Raw genomic sequence first — 16,849 nt, 5'->3', positions numbered from 1 at the left:
CGAATATTACACTAATTGCGCAGTTTTGTATCGTTTTTTACGCAAGATGTGCAAATGCCTGCTGGCACCACACCATGATCGGGTTCCAGGCCAGGCCCAGGGCCAGCAGCGCCAGGGCGTTCACGCCCAGCACCACGCCCAGCACGCGGTCGTTGTTGGCCGGCAGCGGCTCGCCCACCGGCTCATCGAAGTACATGACCTTGATGACGCGCAGGTAGTAGAAGCAGCCCACCACCGCGCACAGCACGCCCAGGATCGCCAGCCACAGCATGCCGCCGTTGATCGCTGCGCCGAGGACGGCCAGCTTGGTCCAGAAGCCCAGGAACGGCGGAATGCCGGCCATCGACGCCATGATGCACAGCACCAGGCCGGCCATCCACGGGTTGCGGGCGTTCAGACCCTTGAAGTCATTGATGTTCTCGGCCTCGAAGCCGCTGCGCGACAGCGCGATGATCGCGCCGAAGCCGGCGGTCGACATGATCGCGTAGCTCAGGGCGTAGAACAGTGCCGCTGCATACCCCTGCTCGCCACCGCCGGCAATGCCCAGCAGCAGGAAGCCGATGTGCGAGACGGTCGAGTACGCCAGCATGCGCTTGAGGTTGGTCTGGGCGATCGCCATCAGGTTGCCCACCACCAGCGACAGCGCGGCCAGGCCACCGATCAGGTACTTCCACTCGTCCGACAGCGGGCCCACGCCCACTTCCAGCAGGCGGTAGGCCATGCCGAACGCGGCCAGCTTCGGTGCCGAGCTGATGAACAGCGCGACCGGGGCCGGTGCGCCCTGGTACACGTCGGGCAGCCACATGTGGAACGGAGCGGCACCCAGCTTGAAGGCCACACCGGCGATCATGAACACCGCGCCGGTCAGCAGCAGCATCTTCTCTTCCGAGTGCGGAATCGCCGCGTGGATCACGTCCAGGTGCAGCGAGCCGGTGGCGCCGTAGATCAGCGACATGCCGTACAGCAGCAGGCCCGATGCCAGCGAACCGAGCACGATGTACTTCATCGCCGCTTCGGAGGCCAGGCCGTTCTCACGGTTGCTGGCCACCAGCGCGTAGGAACACAGCGCCAGCAGTTCCAGGCCGAGGTAGACCATCAGCAGGCTGCCGGCCGAGACCAGGATCATCATGCCGGCCGTGCCGAACAGGATCAGCACCGGAATCTCGCCCTGGAACAGCTTGCGCTCGCGCAGGTAGCTCCAGCCGTAGACCAGGGTCAGGCCACTGCAGAGCACGATCACGGTCTTCATCACGTCGGCCGCGGTGTCGCGGACGAACATGCCGTGGAACACCTCGCCCTGCCCGCCCACACCGGTGGCCAGCATGAACAGCACCACGCCCAGCGCGGCAACCGAGAACAGGTGGGTCCAGATCTTGTTCTTTTCGCTGATGAACAGATCCAGGATCAACAAGGTGAAGGCGCTACCAATCAGCACCAGCTCGGGAGCGAGCGGCGGCAGGTCGGCGGCGGTCAGTGGCAACAGCGGCGAGGTGGTCATCATCAAATCCTGGAATCAATACTCTCGACGGCCCGATTACAGCAGCTTGCTGGATGCGATCTGCATCGCCAGCTTCGCGATCGAGGGCTCCATCAGGTCGGTCAGCGGCTTGGGGTACAGGCCCAGGGCAAGGGTGCCCACGGCAAACACACCCAGCACCAGCCACTCGCGACCGTTGATGTCCTTCAGTTCGGCGACATGGGCATTGGCCACTTCACCGAAGAACACGCGCTTGTACAGCCACAGCGTATAGGCCGCGGTGATCACCAACGTGGTGGCCGCGCCCAGTGCCAGCCACGGATTGCGCTGGAAACTGGCCATGATGATCATGAACTCGCCGACGAAACCGCTGGTACCCGGCAGGCCCGCATTGGCCATGAAGAACAGCATGGCAAAGGTGGCGAACCACGGCATCACGTTGACCACGCCGCCGTAATCGGCGATGCGGCGGCTGTGCATGCGGTCGTACAGGACACCGACGCAGGAGAACATCGCACCCGACACGAAACCGTGCGAGATCATCTGCACCATCGCGCCCTGCAGGCCCAGACGCGCGGCGTCCGGGTTGCCGGCGTCACGCACCAGCCACAGGGCGATGAAGGTGCCCAGGGTGACAAAGCCCATGTGCGCGATCGACGAATAGGCGATCAGCTTCTTCATGTCGTCCTGCACCAGGGCGACCAGGCCGACGTAGATCACGGCGATCAGCGACAGGGCGATGACCAGCCACGCCCATTCCTGCGACGCGTCCGGGACGATCGGCAGGTTGAAGCGCAGGAAACCGTAACCGCCGATCTTCAGTGCGATGGCGGCCAGGATCACCGAACCGGCGGTCGGCGCTTCCACGTGCGCGTCCGGCAGCCAGGTGTGCACCGGGAACATCGGCACCTTGACCGCGAAGGCGATCAGGAAGGCGAAGAAGATCCAGGTCTGCTCGGCGGCCGACAGCTGCAGCTGGTACAGGTCGGCCAGCTGGAAGCTGCCCCCCTTCAGGTACAGGTAGATCAGCGCCACCAGCATCAGCACCGAGCCGAGGAAGGTGTACAGGAAGAACTTCATCGCCGCGTAGATGCGACGCGGGCCGCCCCAGACGCCGATGATCAGGAACATCGGGATCAGCATCGCTTCGAAGAACACGTAGAACAGCATCGCGTCGGTCGCGGCGAAGATGCCGACCGTGACGCCTTCCAGGATCAGGAAGGCGGCCACGTACTGGTTGACGCGCTTGTCGATCGCGCTCCAGGCGCCGATCAGGGCCAGGACCGAGACCAGCGTGGTCAACAGGATCAGCGCGATCGCGATGCCATCGACGCCAAGGTTGTAGCCGATGTCGTAGGACGGGATCCAGGCGCGGGTCTCGACGAACTGCAGCGCGTCGTTGGCCACGTCGTAGCCGCTGAGCAGCGACAGGCTGGCCACGAAGGTCAGCACCGCCACGCCCAGGGACGCCCAGCGGGCGGTTTGGGCGTCACGGATGGCAAGGATCAAGGCACCGCCGATGATCGGCAGCCAGATGAGAACACTGAGTAGGGGCCAGTTCGACACGTCTTCTTATTCCGTACAGGTCATCAACGCAGGTAATGCATCAGGACGCCCAGGAGGGCAATCAGGCCGATGATCATCGCGAAGGCGTAGTGATAGAGGAAACCGGATTGGGTGCGACGCAGCAGGTTGGCCGCCAGATCGATCAGGCGCGCCGAACCGTTGACCACCACACCATCGACCACATTCGTGTCGATCGCGCGCGAAACCTTGCCCAGCTTGATGCCGCCACCGGCGAAACCGCCGATCCAGAGCTTGTCGAAACCGTACTTGTTCTCCAGCACCGACACCAGCGGCGCGAAGGTCTTGCGGGCCTTGCCCGCCAGCTCCGGCTTCCACAGGTAGAACAGCACCGCCAGCAGGAAACCGGCCACGGTCAGGAAGAACGCAGGCGCCATCATGCCGTGCAGCGCAAAGGCGACCGGACCGTGGAACTCTTCGGCCAGCGCACCGATGGTGTCGCGCGCCGGATTGTAGAAGTCGACGATGCCGGTGAAGAACGAATGCACCTGCCCCGGAACCGCGTGCTCGGCGTGGTGGCCGGCCCAGTCGGTGCCGTACAGCATCGGACCGATGCTGAAGAAGCCGATCACGATCGAGGGGATCGCCAGCAGGATCAGCGGCAGCGTGACCACCCACGGGGTCTCGTGCGGCTCGTGCGGACCGTGGCCATGACCGTGGTCGTCATGGTGCGCGTCGGCGGCATGATGATGGTCGTCATGGGCCGCGTGATGATCGTCATGGCCGTGGCCGTGGTCGTCATGCGCGTCGCGGAAGCGTTCCTTGCCGTGGAAGGTCAGGAACAGCAGACGGAAGCTGTAGAAGCTGGTGACGATCACGCCACCCAGCACCGCCCAGTAGCCGTAGGTCGCCACCCAGCTCGAGGAGACGTGCGCATGGTGCTGCGCGGCCTCGATGATGGTGTCCTTGGAGTAGAAGCCGGAGAAGAACGGCGTGCCGACCAGGGCCAGCGTGCCGATCCACATGGTCACGAAGGTGATCGGCATGTACTTGCGCAGGCCGCCCATCTTGCGCATGTCCTGCTCGTGGTGCATGGCGATGATCACCGAGCCCGCGCCGAGGAACAGCAGCGCCTTGAAGAAGGCGTGGGTCATCAGGTGGAACACGGCCGCCGAGTAGGCCGACACGCCAAGCGCCACGGTCATGTAGCCCAGCTGGGACAGCGTGGAGTACGCGACGACGCGCTTGATGTCGTTCTGCACGATGCCGATCAGGCCGGTGAAGAACGCGGTGGTGGCGCCGATGAACAGCACGAAGTTCAGCGCCGTCTGCGACAGCTCGAACAGCGGCGACATGCGGGTGACCATGAAGATGCCCGCGGTGACCATCGTCGCGGCGTGGATCAGTGCCGAGATCGGGGTCGGGCCTTCCATCGAGTCCGGCAGCCAGACGTGCAGCGGCACCTGGGCGGACTTGCCCATCGCACCGATGAACAGGCAGATGCAGATGATGGTGGCGATCGACCAGATGACCGGCTCGCTCATCAGCTGGTAGCTCTGGCCGAACAGGCTGATCGAACCCGACCAGACCTGCAACGCCATCTCAGGCTGCGCCAGCACCGGCGCATTGGCGAACACGGTGGCGTAGTCCAGGGTGCCGAACACCCACATCACACCGGCGATGCCGAGGATGAAGCCGAAGTCGCCCACGCGGTTGACCAGGAACGCCTTCATGTTGGCGAAGATCGCGGTCGGGCGCTTGAACCAGAAGCCGATCAGCAGGTACGACACCAGGCCCACCGCTTCCCAGCCAAAGAACAGCTGCAGGAAGTTGTTGCTCATCACCAGGGTGAGCATCGAGAAGGTGAACAGCGAGATGTAGCTGAAGAACCGCTGGTAGCCCGGATCGTCCTGCATGTAGCCGATGGTGTACACGTGCACCAGGAACGACACGAAGGTCACCACGACCATCATCATCGCGGTCAGCTTGTCGATCATGAAACCGACATGCGCGGAGTAGCGGCCCACTTCGAAGAACGTGTAGACGTTTTCGTTGTACGGCTGGGCACCGCCCCACAGCAGCATGTACAGGACATAGCTGGAAAGGACGCAGCTCACTGCGACGCCGAGGATCGTGACCGCCTGCGCGCCAGCGCGACCCACCTGGCGACCGAACAGGCCAGCGATGATGCTGCCGAACAGCGGTGCAAGCACCACTGCGATCAACAGACTCTTGGAGAGAGTGATTTCCATCTACGGATCAGCCCTTCAGCGAATCGACTTCGCCGACATTGATGGTGCGGCGGTTACGGAACAGGGTTACCAGGATCGCGAGGCCGATGGCGGCCTCGGCCGCGGCCACGGTCAGGATGAAGAAGACGAACAGCTGTCCGGCCGTATCACCCAGTTCCCGCGAGAACCCGACGAAATTGATGTTGACCGACAGCAGCATCAGCTCGACCGACATCAGCAGCACGATGATGTTCTTGCGGTTGAGGAAGATGCCGGCGAGGCTGATGCAGAACAGCAGCGCGCCCAGCGCCAGAATATGGCCGAGGGTAATCATGGCTTGGCCTCCTCGTCGCTCGACGGCTTGGTAACGGTGTGCACCAGCGGCTTCTCCGCGTCCATCTTGACGATGCGCAGGCGGTCGCTGCCCTTCACCATCGTCTGCAGGGACGGGTTCTGGGTCTTCAGGCCGCTGCGGCGACGCAGGGTCAGCATCACGGCGGCGACCACGGCCACGGTGAGGATGACGGCAGCGAACTCGAACGGCAGCAGGTATTCGGTGAACAGGCTGCGGGCCAGCCAGGTGATGTTGGAGGTGTCGGCGGCCAGCGCGGCAGCGTTGTCGACCGGGAACGGATTGACCGCCCTGCCCTTCACGCCGATCAGCACCAGCATCTGCACCAGCATGGTCACCGCGACCACCAGCCCGATCGGCAGGTAACGCACCCAGCCCTCACGCAGGTTGGAGGCATCGATGTCCAGCATCATCACCACGAACAGGAACAGCACCATGACCGCGCCGACGTACACCAGCACCAGGGCAACGCCCAGGAACTCGGCGCCCACCAGAATCCAGATGCAGGCCACGGAGAAGAAGGTCAGGATCAGGCACAACACGGCATACACCGGATTGCGCACGCTGATCACCGCCGCGGCGGAGATGCCCGCCACGATGGAGAAGACCCAGAAAGCGATATTTACCCAATCCATCATTCGACCTCAGCGGAAAGCGGCATCGGCGGCGCGACGCTCGGCGATCTCGGCTTCAAGCCGATCACCGATGGCCAGCAGCTGCGGCTTGGTAACGATGTTCTCGCCACGATTCTCGAAGTGGTACTCGAGGATGTGGGTCTCGACGATCGAGTCCACCGGGCAGCTTTCTTCACAGAAGCCGCAGAAGATGCACTTGAACAGATCGATGTCGTAGCGGGTGGTACGGCGGGTGCCGTCCTCGCGCTTGGCCGAGTCGATGGTGATCGCCAGCGCCGGGCACACCGCTTCGCACAGCTTGCATGCGATGCAGCGCTCTTCGCCGTTGGGGTAACGACGCAGCGCGTGCAGGCCGCGGAAACGCGGCGACTGCGGGAACTTCTCCATCGGGTACATCAGGGTGTACTTCGGCTTGAACGCGTACTTCAGGGTCAGCCACAGCCCCCCGAGCAGCTCGAGGAGCAGCAGGCTTTTGAAGTAATGGGTAATTCGATTCATCACTTAGACGCCCTTCTGGATCACGCCGTAGAACACCATCACAGCCGTAACAGCAATCCACGCGATGGTGAGCGGGATGAAGACCTTCCAGCCCAGACGCATGATCTGGTCGTAACGGAAGCGCGGGAAGCTGGCACGGAACCAGATGTACGAGCTGGCGAAGAAGAACACCTTCAGCAGCAACCACGGCCAGCCGCCCTTCCAGATCCAGTCGATCCACGGGGAGATGTCCGCGGTGACCCAGCCCTGGATCGGGCTCAGCCAGCCGCCGAGGAAGAAGATCGAGATCAGGAAGCTGATCAGGATCATGTTGGCGTATTCGGCCAGGAAGAACAGCGCGAACGCACCGCCGGAGTACTCGACCATGTGGCCGGCGACGATTTCCGACTCGCCTTCCACCACGTCGAACGGCGCGCGGTTGGTTTCGGCCACGCCGGACACCCAGTACACGACGAACAGCGGGAACAGCGGCAGCAGGAACCAGTCGAACAGACCGGAGTTGCCGGCCTGGGCCAGCACGATGTTGCTCAGGTTGAGGCTGCCCGAGGCGATCATCACGCCGACCAGGGCAAAGCCCATCGCGATTTCGTAGCTGATCATCTGCGCCGAGGCGCGCATCGCACCCAGGAACGCGTACTTCGAGTTGGAGGCCCAACCGGCGAGGATGATGCCGTACACGCCCAGCGACGTCATCGCCAACAGATACAGCAGGCCGGCGTTGGCGTTGGACAGCACGATCTTCGCATCGAAGGGAATCACCGACCACGCCGCGAAGGCCGGAGCAAGGGTGATCAGCGGCGCCAGCACGAACATGGCCTTGTGCGAGCTGGCCGGCTGGATGATTTCCTTGAACAGCAGCTTGAAGACGTCGGCGAAGGCCTGGAAGATGCCCATGCCCACGTACATCGGGCCGTGGCGGACGTGCATCCAGCCGATCAGCTTGCGTTCCCAGACCACGTAGAAGGCCACCGAGATGATCACCGGCATGGTGATCACCAGGATCTTCAGGATGATCCAGGCCAGCGCGCCGATCTCGCCCAGCGACAGCAGCCACTGGTGCAGCGGGTCGACCGCGTTCAACAGCAATTCGTTCATGCAGCCACCACCGTTACGCGTGCGGCACCCAGCGGCGCGGTAGCACCGTGGCCCGATTCAATCCAGACCGACCCCGCGGCGACGCGGGCGTCGACAACCACCGGCAGCGTGGCGCGACCGGCATCGGTGCCGACCTTGGCCATCTGCCCTTCGACCAGCTGCAGGCGCGCGGCGTCGTCGGCGTTGAGCACGATGCGCGGCGCGTTGTTGAGCGGGTGCGACTGCAGCGCCTGGGCGCGACGGACCACCGCATCGGTGCGGTAGATCGCGGCGGTCGAGGCCACTTCCAGGCCGTCGACAGCGACCGGTGCGGCGGCAGACGAAGCAACCGCAACGCTGACCGGGGCCAGGCTGGCGCGCAGGCCGGCCAGGTCGATGAACTCGAAACCGGCCAGCGACAGCTCGCCGCCCAGCGCACGCAGCACGCGCCAGCCTTCACGCGCCTCGCCCGGCAGCTTGCCGCCGGCACGGGCCGTCTGCTCGCGACCGTCGAGGTTGGTCAGAGTGGCGTCCACTTCCGGCAGCGCGCCGATCGGCAGGATCACGTCGGCCACATCGCGGGTCGAGGCGCAGGCGAACTGGCTGAAGGCCACCACCTGGGCACCGGCCAGTGCCTTGCGGGCAGCGGCGGCGTCGGCGAAGTCCAGGCCCGGCTCGATGCCGTACAGGGCGTATGCCTTGCGCGGCTGGGCCAGCATGGCATTGACGTCCTTGCCGGCCGGCAGCACGCCGGCGCGGGTCAGGCCGACGGCATTGGCGCCCTGCGGGATACGGCACAGCTTGGCACCGGTGGCGGCAGCGAAATCACGCGCGGCAGCGCGGATGGCGGCGGCCTGCGGGTGGTTTTCGGCGATGCCACCGACGATCAGCACGGCGTTGCCGGTCACGGCCTGGCGCAGCTCGGCGTTGCCCAGGGCATCGACGAACTTCGACGGGGCCACGATCTGCTTGCCGGCCAGCTTGAAGGCGAAATCGAAATCCACCGGGTTGATCGCGTGGATCTTCGCGTTGCGCGTGGTCTGCGCCTTGCGCAGACGGGCGTGCAGCAGCGGCAGTTCGTGGCGGATGTTGCTGCCCAGAACCACGATGCTGTCGGCGGCTTCGATCTCGGCCAGCGGCAGGCCGAAGATTTCGGCGGTGGCGGCGTCGGAGAAGTCGCGGTTGTTGATGCGGTGGTCGATGTTGGTGGTGCCCAGGCCGCTGGCGAGACGGGCCAGCAGTGCGCCCTCCTCGTTCGAGGCCGACGGGTGCACCAGCACGCCGAGATCGTCGCCCTGGTGGGCGGCGAAGATGTCCTTGGCAGCGGCCAGGCCTTCGGCCCAGCTCACTTCCTTCCACTCGCCATTGACCTTGCGCAGCGGCTTGACCGCACGGTCGTCGCTATACAGGCCCTGGTGCGAATAGCGGTCGCGATCGGACAGCCAGCATTCGTTGACCGACTCGTTGTCGCGCGGCACCGCACGCAGCACTTCGCCGCGACGCACGTGCAGGAACAGGTTCGAGCCCATCGCGTCGTGGTAGCCCAGCGATTCGCGCGCGGTCAGTTCCCACGGGCGGGCGCGGAACTGGAACACCTTGTTGGTCAGCGCGCCGACCGGGCAGACGTCGACGACGTTGCCGGACAGCTCGGTGGTCAGCGGCTTGCCGTCGTAGGTACCGATCTGCAGGTTCTCACCGCGGTACATGCCACCCAGTTCATAGGTACCGGCAACGTCGGCGGTGAAGCGGACGCAGCGGGTGCACTGGATGCAGCGGGTCATTTCGGTGGCGACCAGCGGGCCCATGTCCTCGTCGGCCACCACGCGCTTGCGCTCGTTGAAGCGGCTGACCGAACGGCCATAGCCGAGCGAGACGTCCTGCAGTTCGCACTCGCCGCCCTGATCGCAGATCGGGCAGTCCAGCGGGTGGTTGATCAGCAGGAATTCCATCACCGAGCGCTGGAACTTCAGCGCCTTTTCACTGCGGGTGGCGACCTTCATGCCATCCATGACCGGCGTGGCGCAGGCCGGTGCCGGCTTCGGCGATTTCTCGACGTCGACCAGGCACATGCGGCAGTTGGCCGCGATCGGCAGCTTCTCGTGGTAGCAGAAGCGCGGGATCGGAATGCCGGCCTTGTCGGCGGCCTGGATGATCATCGAGCCCTTGGGCACGACCAGGGACTGGCCGTCGATTTCGACGGTCACATGCCCTTCCGGCACGATCGCCGGGGTGCCACCAGGATTGTTGGGTTGCGCGCTCATGCAGCGGCTGCCTCCACCTTCTTGCCGTCAACCATCGAATGACCGTTGACGATGTAGTACTCGAATTCGTCCCAGAACTGGCGCAGGAAGCCCTGGATGGGCCATGCCGCCGCTTCACCGAACGCGCAGATGGTGTGGCCTTCGATCTGGCCGGCCACTGCCTTCAACTGGTGCAGGTCTTCCATCGTGGCCTTGCCGGCAACGATGCGCTCCAGGACGCGGTGCATCCAGCCGGTACCTTCACGGCACGGGGTGCACTGGCCACAGGATTCCTTGTGGAAGAACTGCGAGATGCGGCAGGCGAACTTGACGCAGCAGACGCTGTCGTCGAGCACCACGATGGCGCCCGACCCCAGACCGGTGCCCAGGGCACGCAGGGTGTCGTAGTCCATCTGCAGGCCCTTGAGCTCCTCGGCCTTCAGCACCGGCATCGACACACCACCCGGAACCGCGCCCTTCAGGGTACGGCCCGGCTTGAGGCCGCCGGCCATCTCCAGCAGTTCGTCGAAGGTGGTGCCGAGCGGCACTTCGAAATTGCCGCCCTTCTGCACGCAGCCGGAGACCGAGAAGATCTTCGGACCGCCGTTCTTGGTCAGGCTCAGGCTCTGGAACCATTCCGGGCCGTTGCGGATGATCGCCGGCACGGAAGCATAGGTCTCGGTGTTGTTGATCGTCGACGGCTTGCCGTACAGGCCGAAATTGGCCGGGAACGGCGGCTTGTAGCGCGGCTGGCCCTTCTTGCCTTCCAGCGACTCCATCAGCGCGGTTTCTTCGCCGCAGATGTAGGCGCCGGCGCCCAGCGCACCGTAGATGTCGATGTCCACGCCGCTGCCGAGAATGTTCTTGCCCAGCCAGCCGTTGGCGTACGCGTCGGCCAGGGCCTGCTCGAAGTTCTCGAAGGGCTCGTGGTGGAACTCACCGCGCAGGTAGTTGTAGCCCACGGTGCTGCCGGTGGCGTAGCAGGCGATTGCCATGCCTTCCACGACCGAATGCGGGTTGTAGCGCAGGATGTCGCGGTCCTTGCAGGTGCCCGGCTCGGATTCATCCGAGTTGCAGAGGATGTACTTCTGCATGGTGCCCTTGGGCATGAAGGACCACTTCAGGCCGGTCGGGAAGCCGGCGCCACCGCGGCCGCGCAGGTTGGACTGCTTGACCATCTCGATGACCTGTTCCGGCGAGATCTTCTCTTCGATGATCTTGCGCAGGGCGGCGTAGCCACCGGTCTTGAGGTAGCTTTCGTACGACCACGGGGTGTCGTAGTGCAGCGTGGTGTAAACCACCTGGTGCGGAAGCGGTGCAGGACCGACCGGACCCTTGGGTGCGTGATGATGTGCCATGTCTTACTCCAACCCGTCCAGCAGCTCGTCGACTTTCTCGACGGTCAGGCGCTCGTGGTAATGGCCATTGATGACCATCATCGGCGCACCGGCGCAACCGGCCAGGCATTCTTCTTCGCGCTTGAGGTAGACGCGGCCATCGGCCGTGGACTGGCCGGTCTTGCAGCCGAGCTTCTTCTCGGCATGCGCGACCAGGTCTTCGGCGCCGTTCAACCAGCAGCTGATGTTGGTGCAGAAGGCGACGTTGTGGCGGCCGACCTTCTCGGTCTCGAACATCGAGTAGAAGCTGGCGACCTCATAGGCCCACACCGGCGGCAGATCCAGGTACTTGGCAACGCCGGCGATCAGTTCGTCGGTCAGCCAGCCCTGGTTCTGTTCCTGTGCCGCATGCAGGCCCTGCAACACGGCCGAGCGCTTGCGATCCGGCGGGAACTTGGCCAGCCAGTGATCGATATGCGCGCGCGTCTTGTCGCTCAACACCACCATCGGGTCGACGTCGCGCGCCGCCTCGAAATTACCTGTCGCCTTCATCGGCCGACCTCAGCGAATACCAAATCGTGGAAAACCAGAACCTGCAGCGCCGGCAGCAGCCGGCGGGTGTCAGGCATCGTGCATGCGCTTGCCATTACCGGTCCACCTCGCCGAACACCAGGTCGTAGGTGCCGATCATGGCCACCACGTCGGCGAGCATGTGCCCGCGCACGATGGAGTCGATCGAGGACAGATGGGCGAACCCCGGCGCGCGCAGGTGCACGCGGAACGGCTTGTTGGCGCCATCGGACATCAGGTAGCAGCCGAACTCGCCCTTGGGCGCTTCGACCGCGGCATAGGTTTCGCCGGCGGGAACGCAGTAGCCTTCACTGAACAGCTTGAAGTGATGGATCAGCGCTTCCATGTCGTCCTTCATGTCCTCGCGGCTGGGCGGCGCGACCTTGAAGTTCTTGACCATGACCGGGCCGGGGTTGGCACGCAGCCAGTGCACGCACTGCTTGATGATGCGGTTGGACTCGCGCATCTCCGCCACGCGGACCAGGTAGCGATCGTAGCAATCGCCTTCCTTGCCCAGCGGAATGTCGAAGTCGACGGCATCGTACTTGGCATACGGCTGCTTCTTGCGCAGATCCCAGGCGATGCCCGAGCCACGCAGCATCACGCCGGTCATGCCCCACGCATGGGCCAGTTCCGGGGTGACCACGCCGATGCCGACGGTACGCTGCTTCCAGATACGGTTGTCGGTGAGCAGGGTCTCGTACTCGTCGACGCGCTTGGGGAACTCGACGGTGAAGTTCTCGAGGAAATCGAGCAGCGAACCTTCGCGCGCGGCGTTGAGGTTCTTCAGGGCCTTGCCCTTGTGCCAGCGCGATTCCTTGTACTTGGGCATGCGGTCCGGCAGGTCGCGATAGACGCCGCCCGGACGGTAGTACGCCGCGTGCATGCGCGCGCCGGAGACGGCTTCGTAGCAGTCCATCAGCTCTTCGCGCTCACGGAACGCGTACAGCATCACGGCCATCGCGCCCAGATCGAGCGCGTTGGAACCCAGCCACATCAGGTGGTTCAGGATGCGGGTGATTTCGTCGAACATGGTGCGGATGTACTGCGCACGCTCGGGCGCTTCGATCCCCATCAGGGTTTCGATCGCGCGCACGTAGGCGTGCTCGTTGCACATCATCGACACGTAATCCAGGCGATCCATGTAGCCGATCGACTGGTTGAACGGCTTGGACTCGGCCAGCTTTTCGGTACCACGGTGCAGCAGGCCCACGTGGGGGTCGGCACGCATGATGGTTTCGCCGTCCATTTCCAGGATCAGGCGCAGCACACCGTGCGCGGCCGGATGCTGCGGGCCGAAGTTCATCGTGTAGTTGCGGATTTCCTGCCGGCTTTCGGCGGAATTGCTCGCAAAGGCCTGGCTGGCCTGGTGGAATTCGCTCACTTTACTGCCTCCGTCTGCGCGCTTTCGCCGGCAGCGGTCTGGAAACGGGCATCGTCACGGATCACGCGCGGCACGCCGACACGCGGCTCCACCGAGGTGACCGGCTCGTAGATCACGCGCTTCTTCTCTTCGTCGTAGCGCACTTCGACGTTGCCGATCAGCGGGAAATCCTTGCGGAACGGATGGCCAACGAAACCGTAGTCGGTCAGGATCCGGCGCAGGTCCGGGTGACCTTCGAAGATCACGCCGTACAGGTCGAACGCTTCGCGCTCGAACCAGTTCAGGCCCGGCCAGACGCTGGTCAGCGACGCGACCACCGGCAGTTCCTCATTCGGCGCGAAACAGCGGATGCGCATGGTGAGGTTGTGCTGGTAGGAACGCAGCTGGGCGACCACGGCGAAACGCTGCAGCGGAATCGGCTGCGGCTGGGCGCCATCGCTGGTTTCGCGGGTGGGGAACTCGCCCCATGCGAAACGACCGACGGACTTGCCCTCGACGCCACGGCTGAAGCCCTGGGACGACACGTCGGCCGTATCCCATTCGTCGCTGCCGTAGCCGAGGTAGTCCAGGCCGCACAGGTCGACGGACTGCTCGAAACCGAATTCGTCGCGCAGCGCCAGGGCGGTGGCATGCCAGTCAGCGGCGGGCACTTCCAGCGTCACTTCGCCGCGGGGTTCGACCACGAAGACCTGCGCACCGGCAAAGCGTGCGGAAAGTCGGTCGATGAAGGATGCTTGCTCTGCCATGGGGGCTTGGCGTGCTCTTGTCAGGAGGAATGTCAGCGGGCGATGGTCTGCGTACGCCAGATCTTCTTCTGCAACTGCAGGATCCCGTACACCAGCGCTTCGGCGGTAGGCGGACACCCGGGGACGTACACGTCCACCGGGACCACGCGGTCGCAACCACGCACTACTGCATAGGAGTAGTGGTAGTAGCCGCCACCGTTGGCACAGCTGCCCATCGAAATGACCCACTTCGGGTCCGGCATCTGGTCGTAGACCTTGCGCAGCGCCGGGGCCATCTTGTTGACCAGGGTGCCGGCCACGATCATCACGTCGGACTGACGCGGCGACGGGCGGAACACCACGCCGTAGCGGTCAAGATCCAGACGCGCCGCGCCGGCATGCATCATTTCCACCGCGCAGCAGGCCAGACCAAAGGTCATCGGCCACATCGAGCCGGTACGCGCCCAGTTCAACAGCGCGTCAACGCTGGTGGTCACGTAGCCCTTTTCGAGCAGCGGGTTGTCGCCTTCAGGGCGCAGGATGTCGTCGACCCGCCCTTCCGGGACCGGGTTGTTCATCAGGCCATCGAGAGTCTGAATCACTCCCATTCCAGCGCTCCCTTCTTCCAGACGTAAATGAAACCGAGGAAAAGCATGCCCACGAACAGGCCCATCGTGACCAACGAACGCGCACCCAGTTCCATGAAGACCTGGGTCCACGGCACGATGAAAATGATTTCCAAGTCAAATACGATGAACTGGATCGCGATCAGGTAGTAGCGCACATCGAACTTCATGCGCGCGTCCTCGAAAGCCTCGAAGCCGCACTCGTACGGCGAGAGCTTTTGCAGATCAGGACGTCGTGGACCGAGGAATCGGCCGACCAGCATCAGCGCAACGCCGATACCGGTGGCAACGATCAGAAACAGCAGAGACGGCAAATATTCGGCCAGCACAGCGATTCTCTCTTGCCTCTGCCGCTGCGCCTGCAGGCGCTTTGGCATGGGGGAGTGGACGGACTCCGCTACCTGGCGCCGTGCGCGCCAGACGAAATCCGCTTACAAACAATGGTGCCCAAGAGGGGACTCGAACCCCTACGACTCTCGTCGCTACCACCTCAAGGTAGTGCGTCTACCAATTCCGCCACCTGGGCTTACGATCGCACCGGGGGTTACTTCCCAATGCGCCGCATATTGTAACCGTCTTCAGCGATTCTGGGTGCCTTCCGAAGGCTTTTCTTCACCAGAAGTTTTCGCTTCCGCCTCAGCCGGCACAGTGGCCTGCGGAACCGGCTGCTGGGCCGGGGTCTGGGCGGGTGCAACCGGGGCCTTCGGCACCACCGGCAGCTCGCCTGCCGGCGCGGCCGGCACGCTTTCCACCGGGGCCGACATCAGCCCCAGGTCCTGCTGCGCAGCCGGGCGCGAGCCGTGGCTGGCGTACCAGGCCATGAAGAGGCTGATACCGAAGAACACCACGGCCAGCCACTTGGTCGACTTGGACAGGAAGTTGGACGCGCCACGCGCGCCAAACACAGTCCCCGAGGCGCCCGCGCCGAAACCCGAACCTGCGGCCGCGCCGGAACCACGCTGCATCAGGATGAGCGCGATCATGGCCACCGCCACCAGCACGTAGACCACATTGAGGATCAACATCAGCATTTCGAATCCGTCCTCGGACATGTCGCGCCGACGGTCGGTCGGCACATTATCTTGTTAGCGCCCGGCCGCCGCATCGACGATGGCCAGGAAGTCCGCGGCCACCAGGGAGGCGCCGCCCACCAGCCCACCATCGACATCGGGCTGCGCGAACAGTTCCCCAGCGTTGTCGGGCTTCACGCTGCCACCGTAAAGGATCGGCAACGAATCAGCGATTCTAGCATCCAGCTTGGCCACTTCGCCACGGATGAAGGCATGGACCTGCTGGGCCTGCTCTTTGCTGGCGGTCCGGCCGGTGCCGATGGCCCAGACCGGCTCATAGGCGACCACGGCGTGCTGGAAGCCCGCCGGGCCGACCAGGGCCAGCACCGGGGCGAGCTGGCCGGCGATGACCTGCTCGGTCTGGCCCGCCTCGCGCTGCTCCAGGGTCTCGCCCACGCACAGCACCGGGACCAGGCCGGCATGAAGGGCGGCGGCGAACTTGCGCGCCACCAGCTCGCTGGATTCATTATGGTACTGGCGACGCTCGGAATGGCCGACCAGGCCATAGCGGGCCCCGACCTCGGCCAGCATCGAGGCCGAGACCTCGCCGGTGTAGGCGCCCTTCTCGTTGGAGCTCACGTCCTGCGAGCCGAAGGCGATGGCCCGGCCCTCGAAGTCCTCGACCAGCTCGCCCAGATACGGCAGGGGCGGCAGGATGACGACCTCCACCCCATCGCGCGGCAGGCTGGCAACCAGGTCACTGACCAGGTCAGTGGCGAATTGGCGGCTGCCGTGCAGCTTCCAGTTACCGGCGACGATCTTGCGGCGCATGGCGGGGCTCCAGTTGGGTATCAACGGGCAATGATACCGGATGTAACGAATCAACGCCCCGCCGAAAACGCTTACATTTCAAATGGATAATGATCCGTGGCCGGGTTTGGCGCGAAGAGCGCGGCGGTTTGTTTGCTATCGCGCAGGGGCGAGGCCCGGTGCACCCCTCCGCGACACGCCGTGAACCCATCCCTGGGGGCTGCTCCAAAACATCCATGTTTTGGAGCGTCGCTACGGGGTGCAGCGGTCCTCGCCCCTCACACACTGCCTCAACCGGATCGGAAAGCCATCTGCGGCTCGCGGCCAGGGAGTGGGCGTTTCGGAGTGCCTGGGGG

The 16,849-nt window shown here is 64.3% G+C and carries 16 protein-coding genes and 1 tRNA gene; all 17 read right to left on the bottom strand.

What is annotated here, in order from left to right; all coding sequences use genetic code 11:
- Positions 1–37 precede the first annotated feature (37 nt).
- Entirely contained in the window at positions 38–1,498 is a 1,461-nt protein-coding gene (gene nuoN, locus ACO6VK_RS05310; RefSeq protein ID WP_411851630.1) for an NADH-quinone oxidoreductase subunit NuoN, read from the bottom strand.
- A 36-nt stretch (positions 1,499–1,534) separates the two neighbouring features.
- Entirely contained in the window at positions 1,535–3,043 is a 1,509-nt protein-coding gene (locus tag ACO6VK_RS05305) for an NADH-quinone oxidoreductase subunit M (protein ID WP_422505885.1), read from the bottom strand.
- Positions 3,044–3,066: 23 nt separating this feature from the next.
- Entirely contained in the window at positions 3,067–5,253 is a 2,187-nt protein-coding gene (gene nuoL, locus ACO6VK_RS05300) for an NADH-quinone oxidoreductase subunit L (RefSeq protein ID WP_422505884.1), read from the bottom strand.
- 7 nt (positions 5,254–5,260) lie between these two features.
- Positions 5,261–5,566, bottom strand: a complete 306-nt coding sequence (gene nuoK / locus ACO6VK_RS05295; protein ID WP_017355932.1) for an NADH-quinone oxidoreductase subunit NuoK — start codon at positions 5,564–5,566, stop codon at positions 5,261–5,263.
- On the bottom strand, positions 5,563–6,222 hold the full coding sequence (locus tag ACO6VK_RS05290) for an NADH-quinone oxidoreductase subunit J (protein WP_422505883.1): 660 nt from the start codon (positions 6,220–6,222) through the stop codon (positions 5,563–5,565). The genes nuoK and ACO6VK_RS05290 overlap by 4 nt, the downstream gene beginning before the upstream one ends.
- Before the next feature lie 6 nt (positions 6,223–6,228).
- Entirely contained in the window at positions 6,229–6,717 is a 489-nt protein-coding gene (nuoI, locus tag ACO6VK_RS05285; RefSeq protein WP_017355930.1) for an NADH-quinone oxidoreductase subunit NuoI, read from the bottom strand.
- A gap of 3 nt (positions 6,718–6,720) precedes the next feature.
- Positions 6,721–7,812, bottom strand: coding sequence for an NADH-quinone oxidoreductase subunit NuoH (nuoH, locus tag ACO6VK_RS05280; RefSeq protein ID WP_422505882.1), 1,092 nt, complete (start codon positions 7,810–7,812; stop codon positions 6,721–6,723).
- A complete protein-coding gene (gene nuoG / locus ACO6VK_RS05275) occupies positions 7,809–10,052 on the bottom strand; it encodes an NADH-quinone oxidoreductase subunit NuoG (protein ID WP_422505881.1) in 2,244 nt (747 codons plus the stop codon). The genes nuoH and nuoG overlap by 4 nt, the downstream gene beginning before the upstream one ends.
- On the bottom strand, positions 10,049–11,389 hold the full coding sequence (nuoF, locus tag ACO6VK_RS05270) for an NADH-quinone oxidoreductase subunit NuoF (RefSeq protein ID WP_422505880.1): 1,341 nt from the start codon (positions 11,387–11,389) through the stop codon (positions 10,049–10,051). Before nuoF ends, nuoG begins: the two co-directional genes overlap by 4 nt.
- Before the next feature lie 3 nt (positions 11,390–11,392).
- Entirely contained in the window at positions 11,393–11,920 is a 528-nt protein-coding gene (nuoE, locus tag ACO6VK_RS05265; RefSeq protein WP_422505879.1) for an NADH-quinone oxidoreductase subunit NuoE, read from the bottom strand.
- Positions 11,921–12,014: 94 nt separating this feature from the next.
- On the bottom strand, positions 12,015–13,322 hold the full coding sequence (locus ACO6VK_RS05260) for an NADH-quinone oxidoreductase subunit D (RefSeq protein WP_422505878.1): 1,308 nt from the start codon (positions 13,320–13,322) through the stop codon (positions 12,015–12,017).
- A complete protein-coding gene (locus tag ACO6VK_RS05255) occupies positions 13,319–14,068 on the bottom strand; it encodes an NADH-quinone oxidoreductase subunit C (RefSeq protein ID WP_017354658.1) in 750 nt (249 codons plus the stop codon). The genes ACO6VK_RS05260 and ACO6VK_RS05255 overlap by 4 nt, the downstream gene beginning before the upstream one ends.
- Positions 14,069–14,100: 32 nt before the next feature.
- Positions 14,101–14,655, bottom strand: coding sequence for a NuoB/complex I 20 kDa subunit family protein (locus tag ACO6VK_RS05250; protein WP_017354657.1), 555 nt, complete (start codon positions 14,653–14,655; stop codon positions 14,101–14,103).
- A complete protein-coding gene (locus tag ACO6VK_RS05245) occupies positions 14,646–15,002 on the bottom strand; it encodes an NADH-quinone oxidoreductase subunit A (protein ID WP_411852688.1) in 357 nt (118 codons plus the stop codon). The genes ACO6VK_RS05250 and ACO6VK_RS05245 overlap by 10 nt, the downstream gene beginning before the upstream one ends.
- Positions 15,003–15,114: 112 nt before the next feature.
- Positions 15,115–15,199: transfer RNA gene (locus tag ACO6VK_RS05240), tRNA-Leu, on the bottom strand.
- A gap of 52 nt (positions 15,200–15,251) precedes the next feature.
- On the bottom strand, positions 15,252–15,704 hold the full coding sequence (gene secG / locus ACO6VK_RS05235; protein WP_422505877.1) for a preprotein translocase subunit SecG: 453 nt from the start codon (positions 15,702–15,704) through the stop codon (positions 15,252–15,254).
- 54 nt (positions 15,705–15,758) lie between these two features.
- On the bottom strand, positions 15,759–16,514 hold the full coding sequence (gene tpiA, locus ACO6VK_RS05230; protein ID WP_422505876.1) for a triose-phosphate isomerase: 756 nt from the start codon (positions 16,512–16,514) through the stop codon (positions 15,759–15,761).
- Between the last annotated feature and the right edge of the window lie 335 nt (positions 16,515–16,849).

Origin of the sequence: Stenotrophomonas sp. GZD-301 (assembly GCF_049310345.1) — a bacterium.
Taxonomy (GTDB): Bacteria; Pseudomonadota; Gammaproteobacteria; order Xanthomonadales; family Xanthomonadaceae; genus Stenotrophomonas.
The sequence above is the reverse complement of the archived record's forward strand: the minus strand, read 5'-3'. Positions and strand labels throughout refer to the sequence as shown.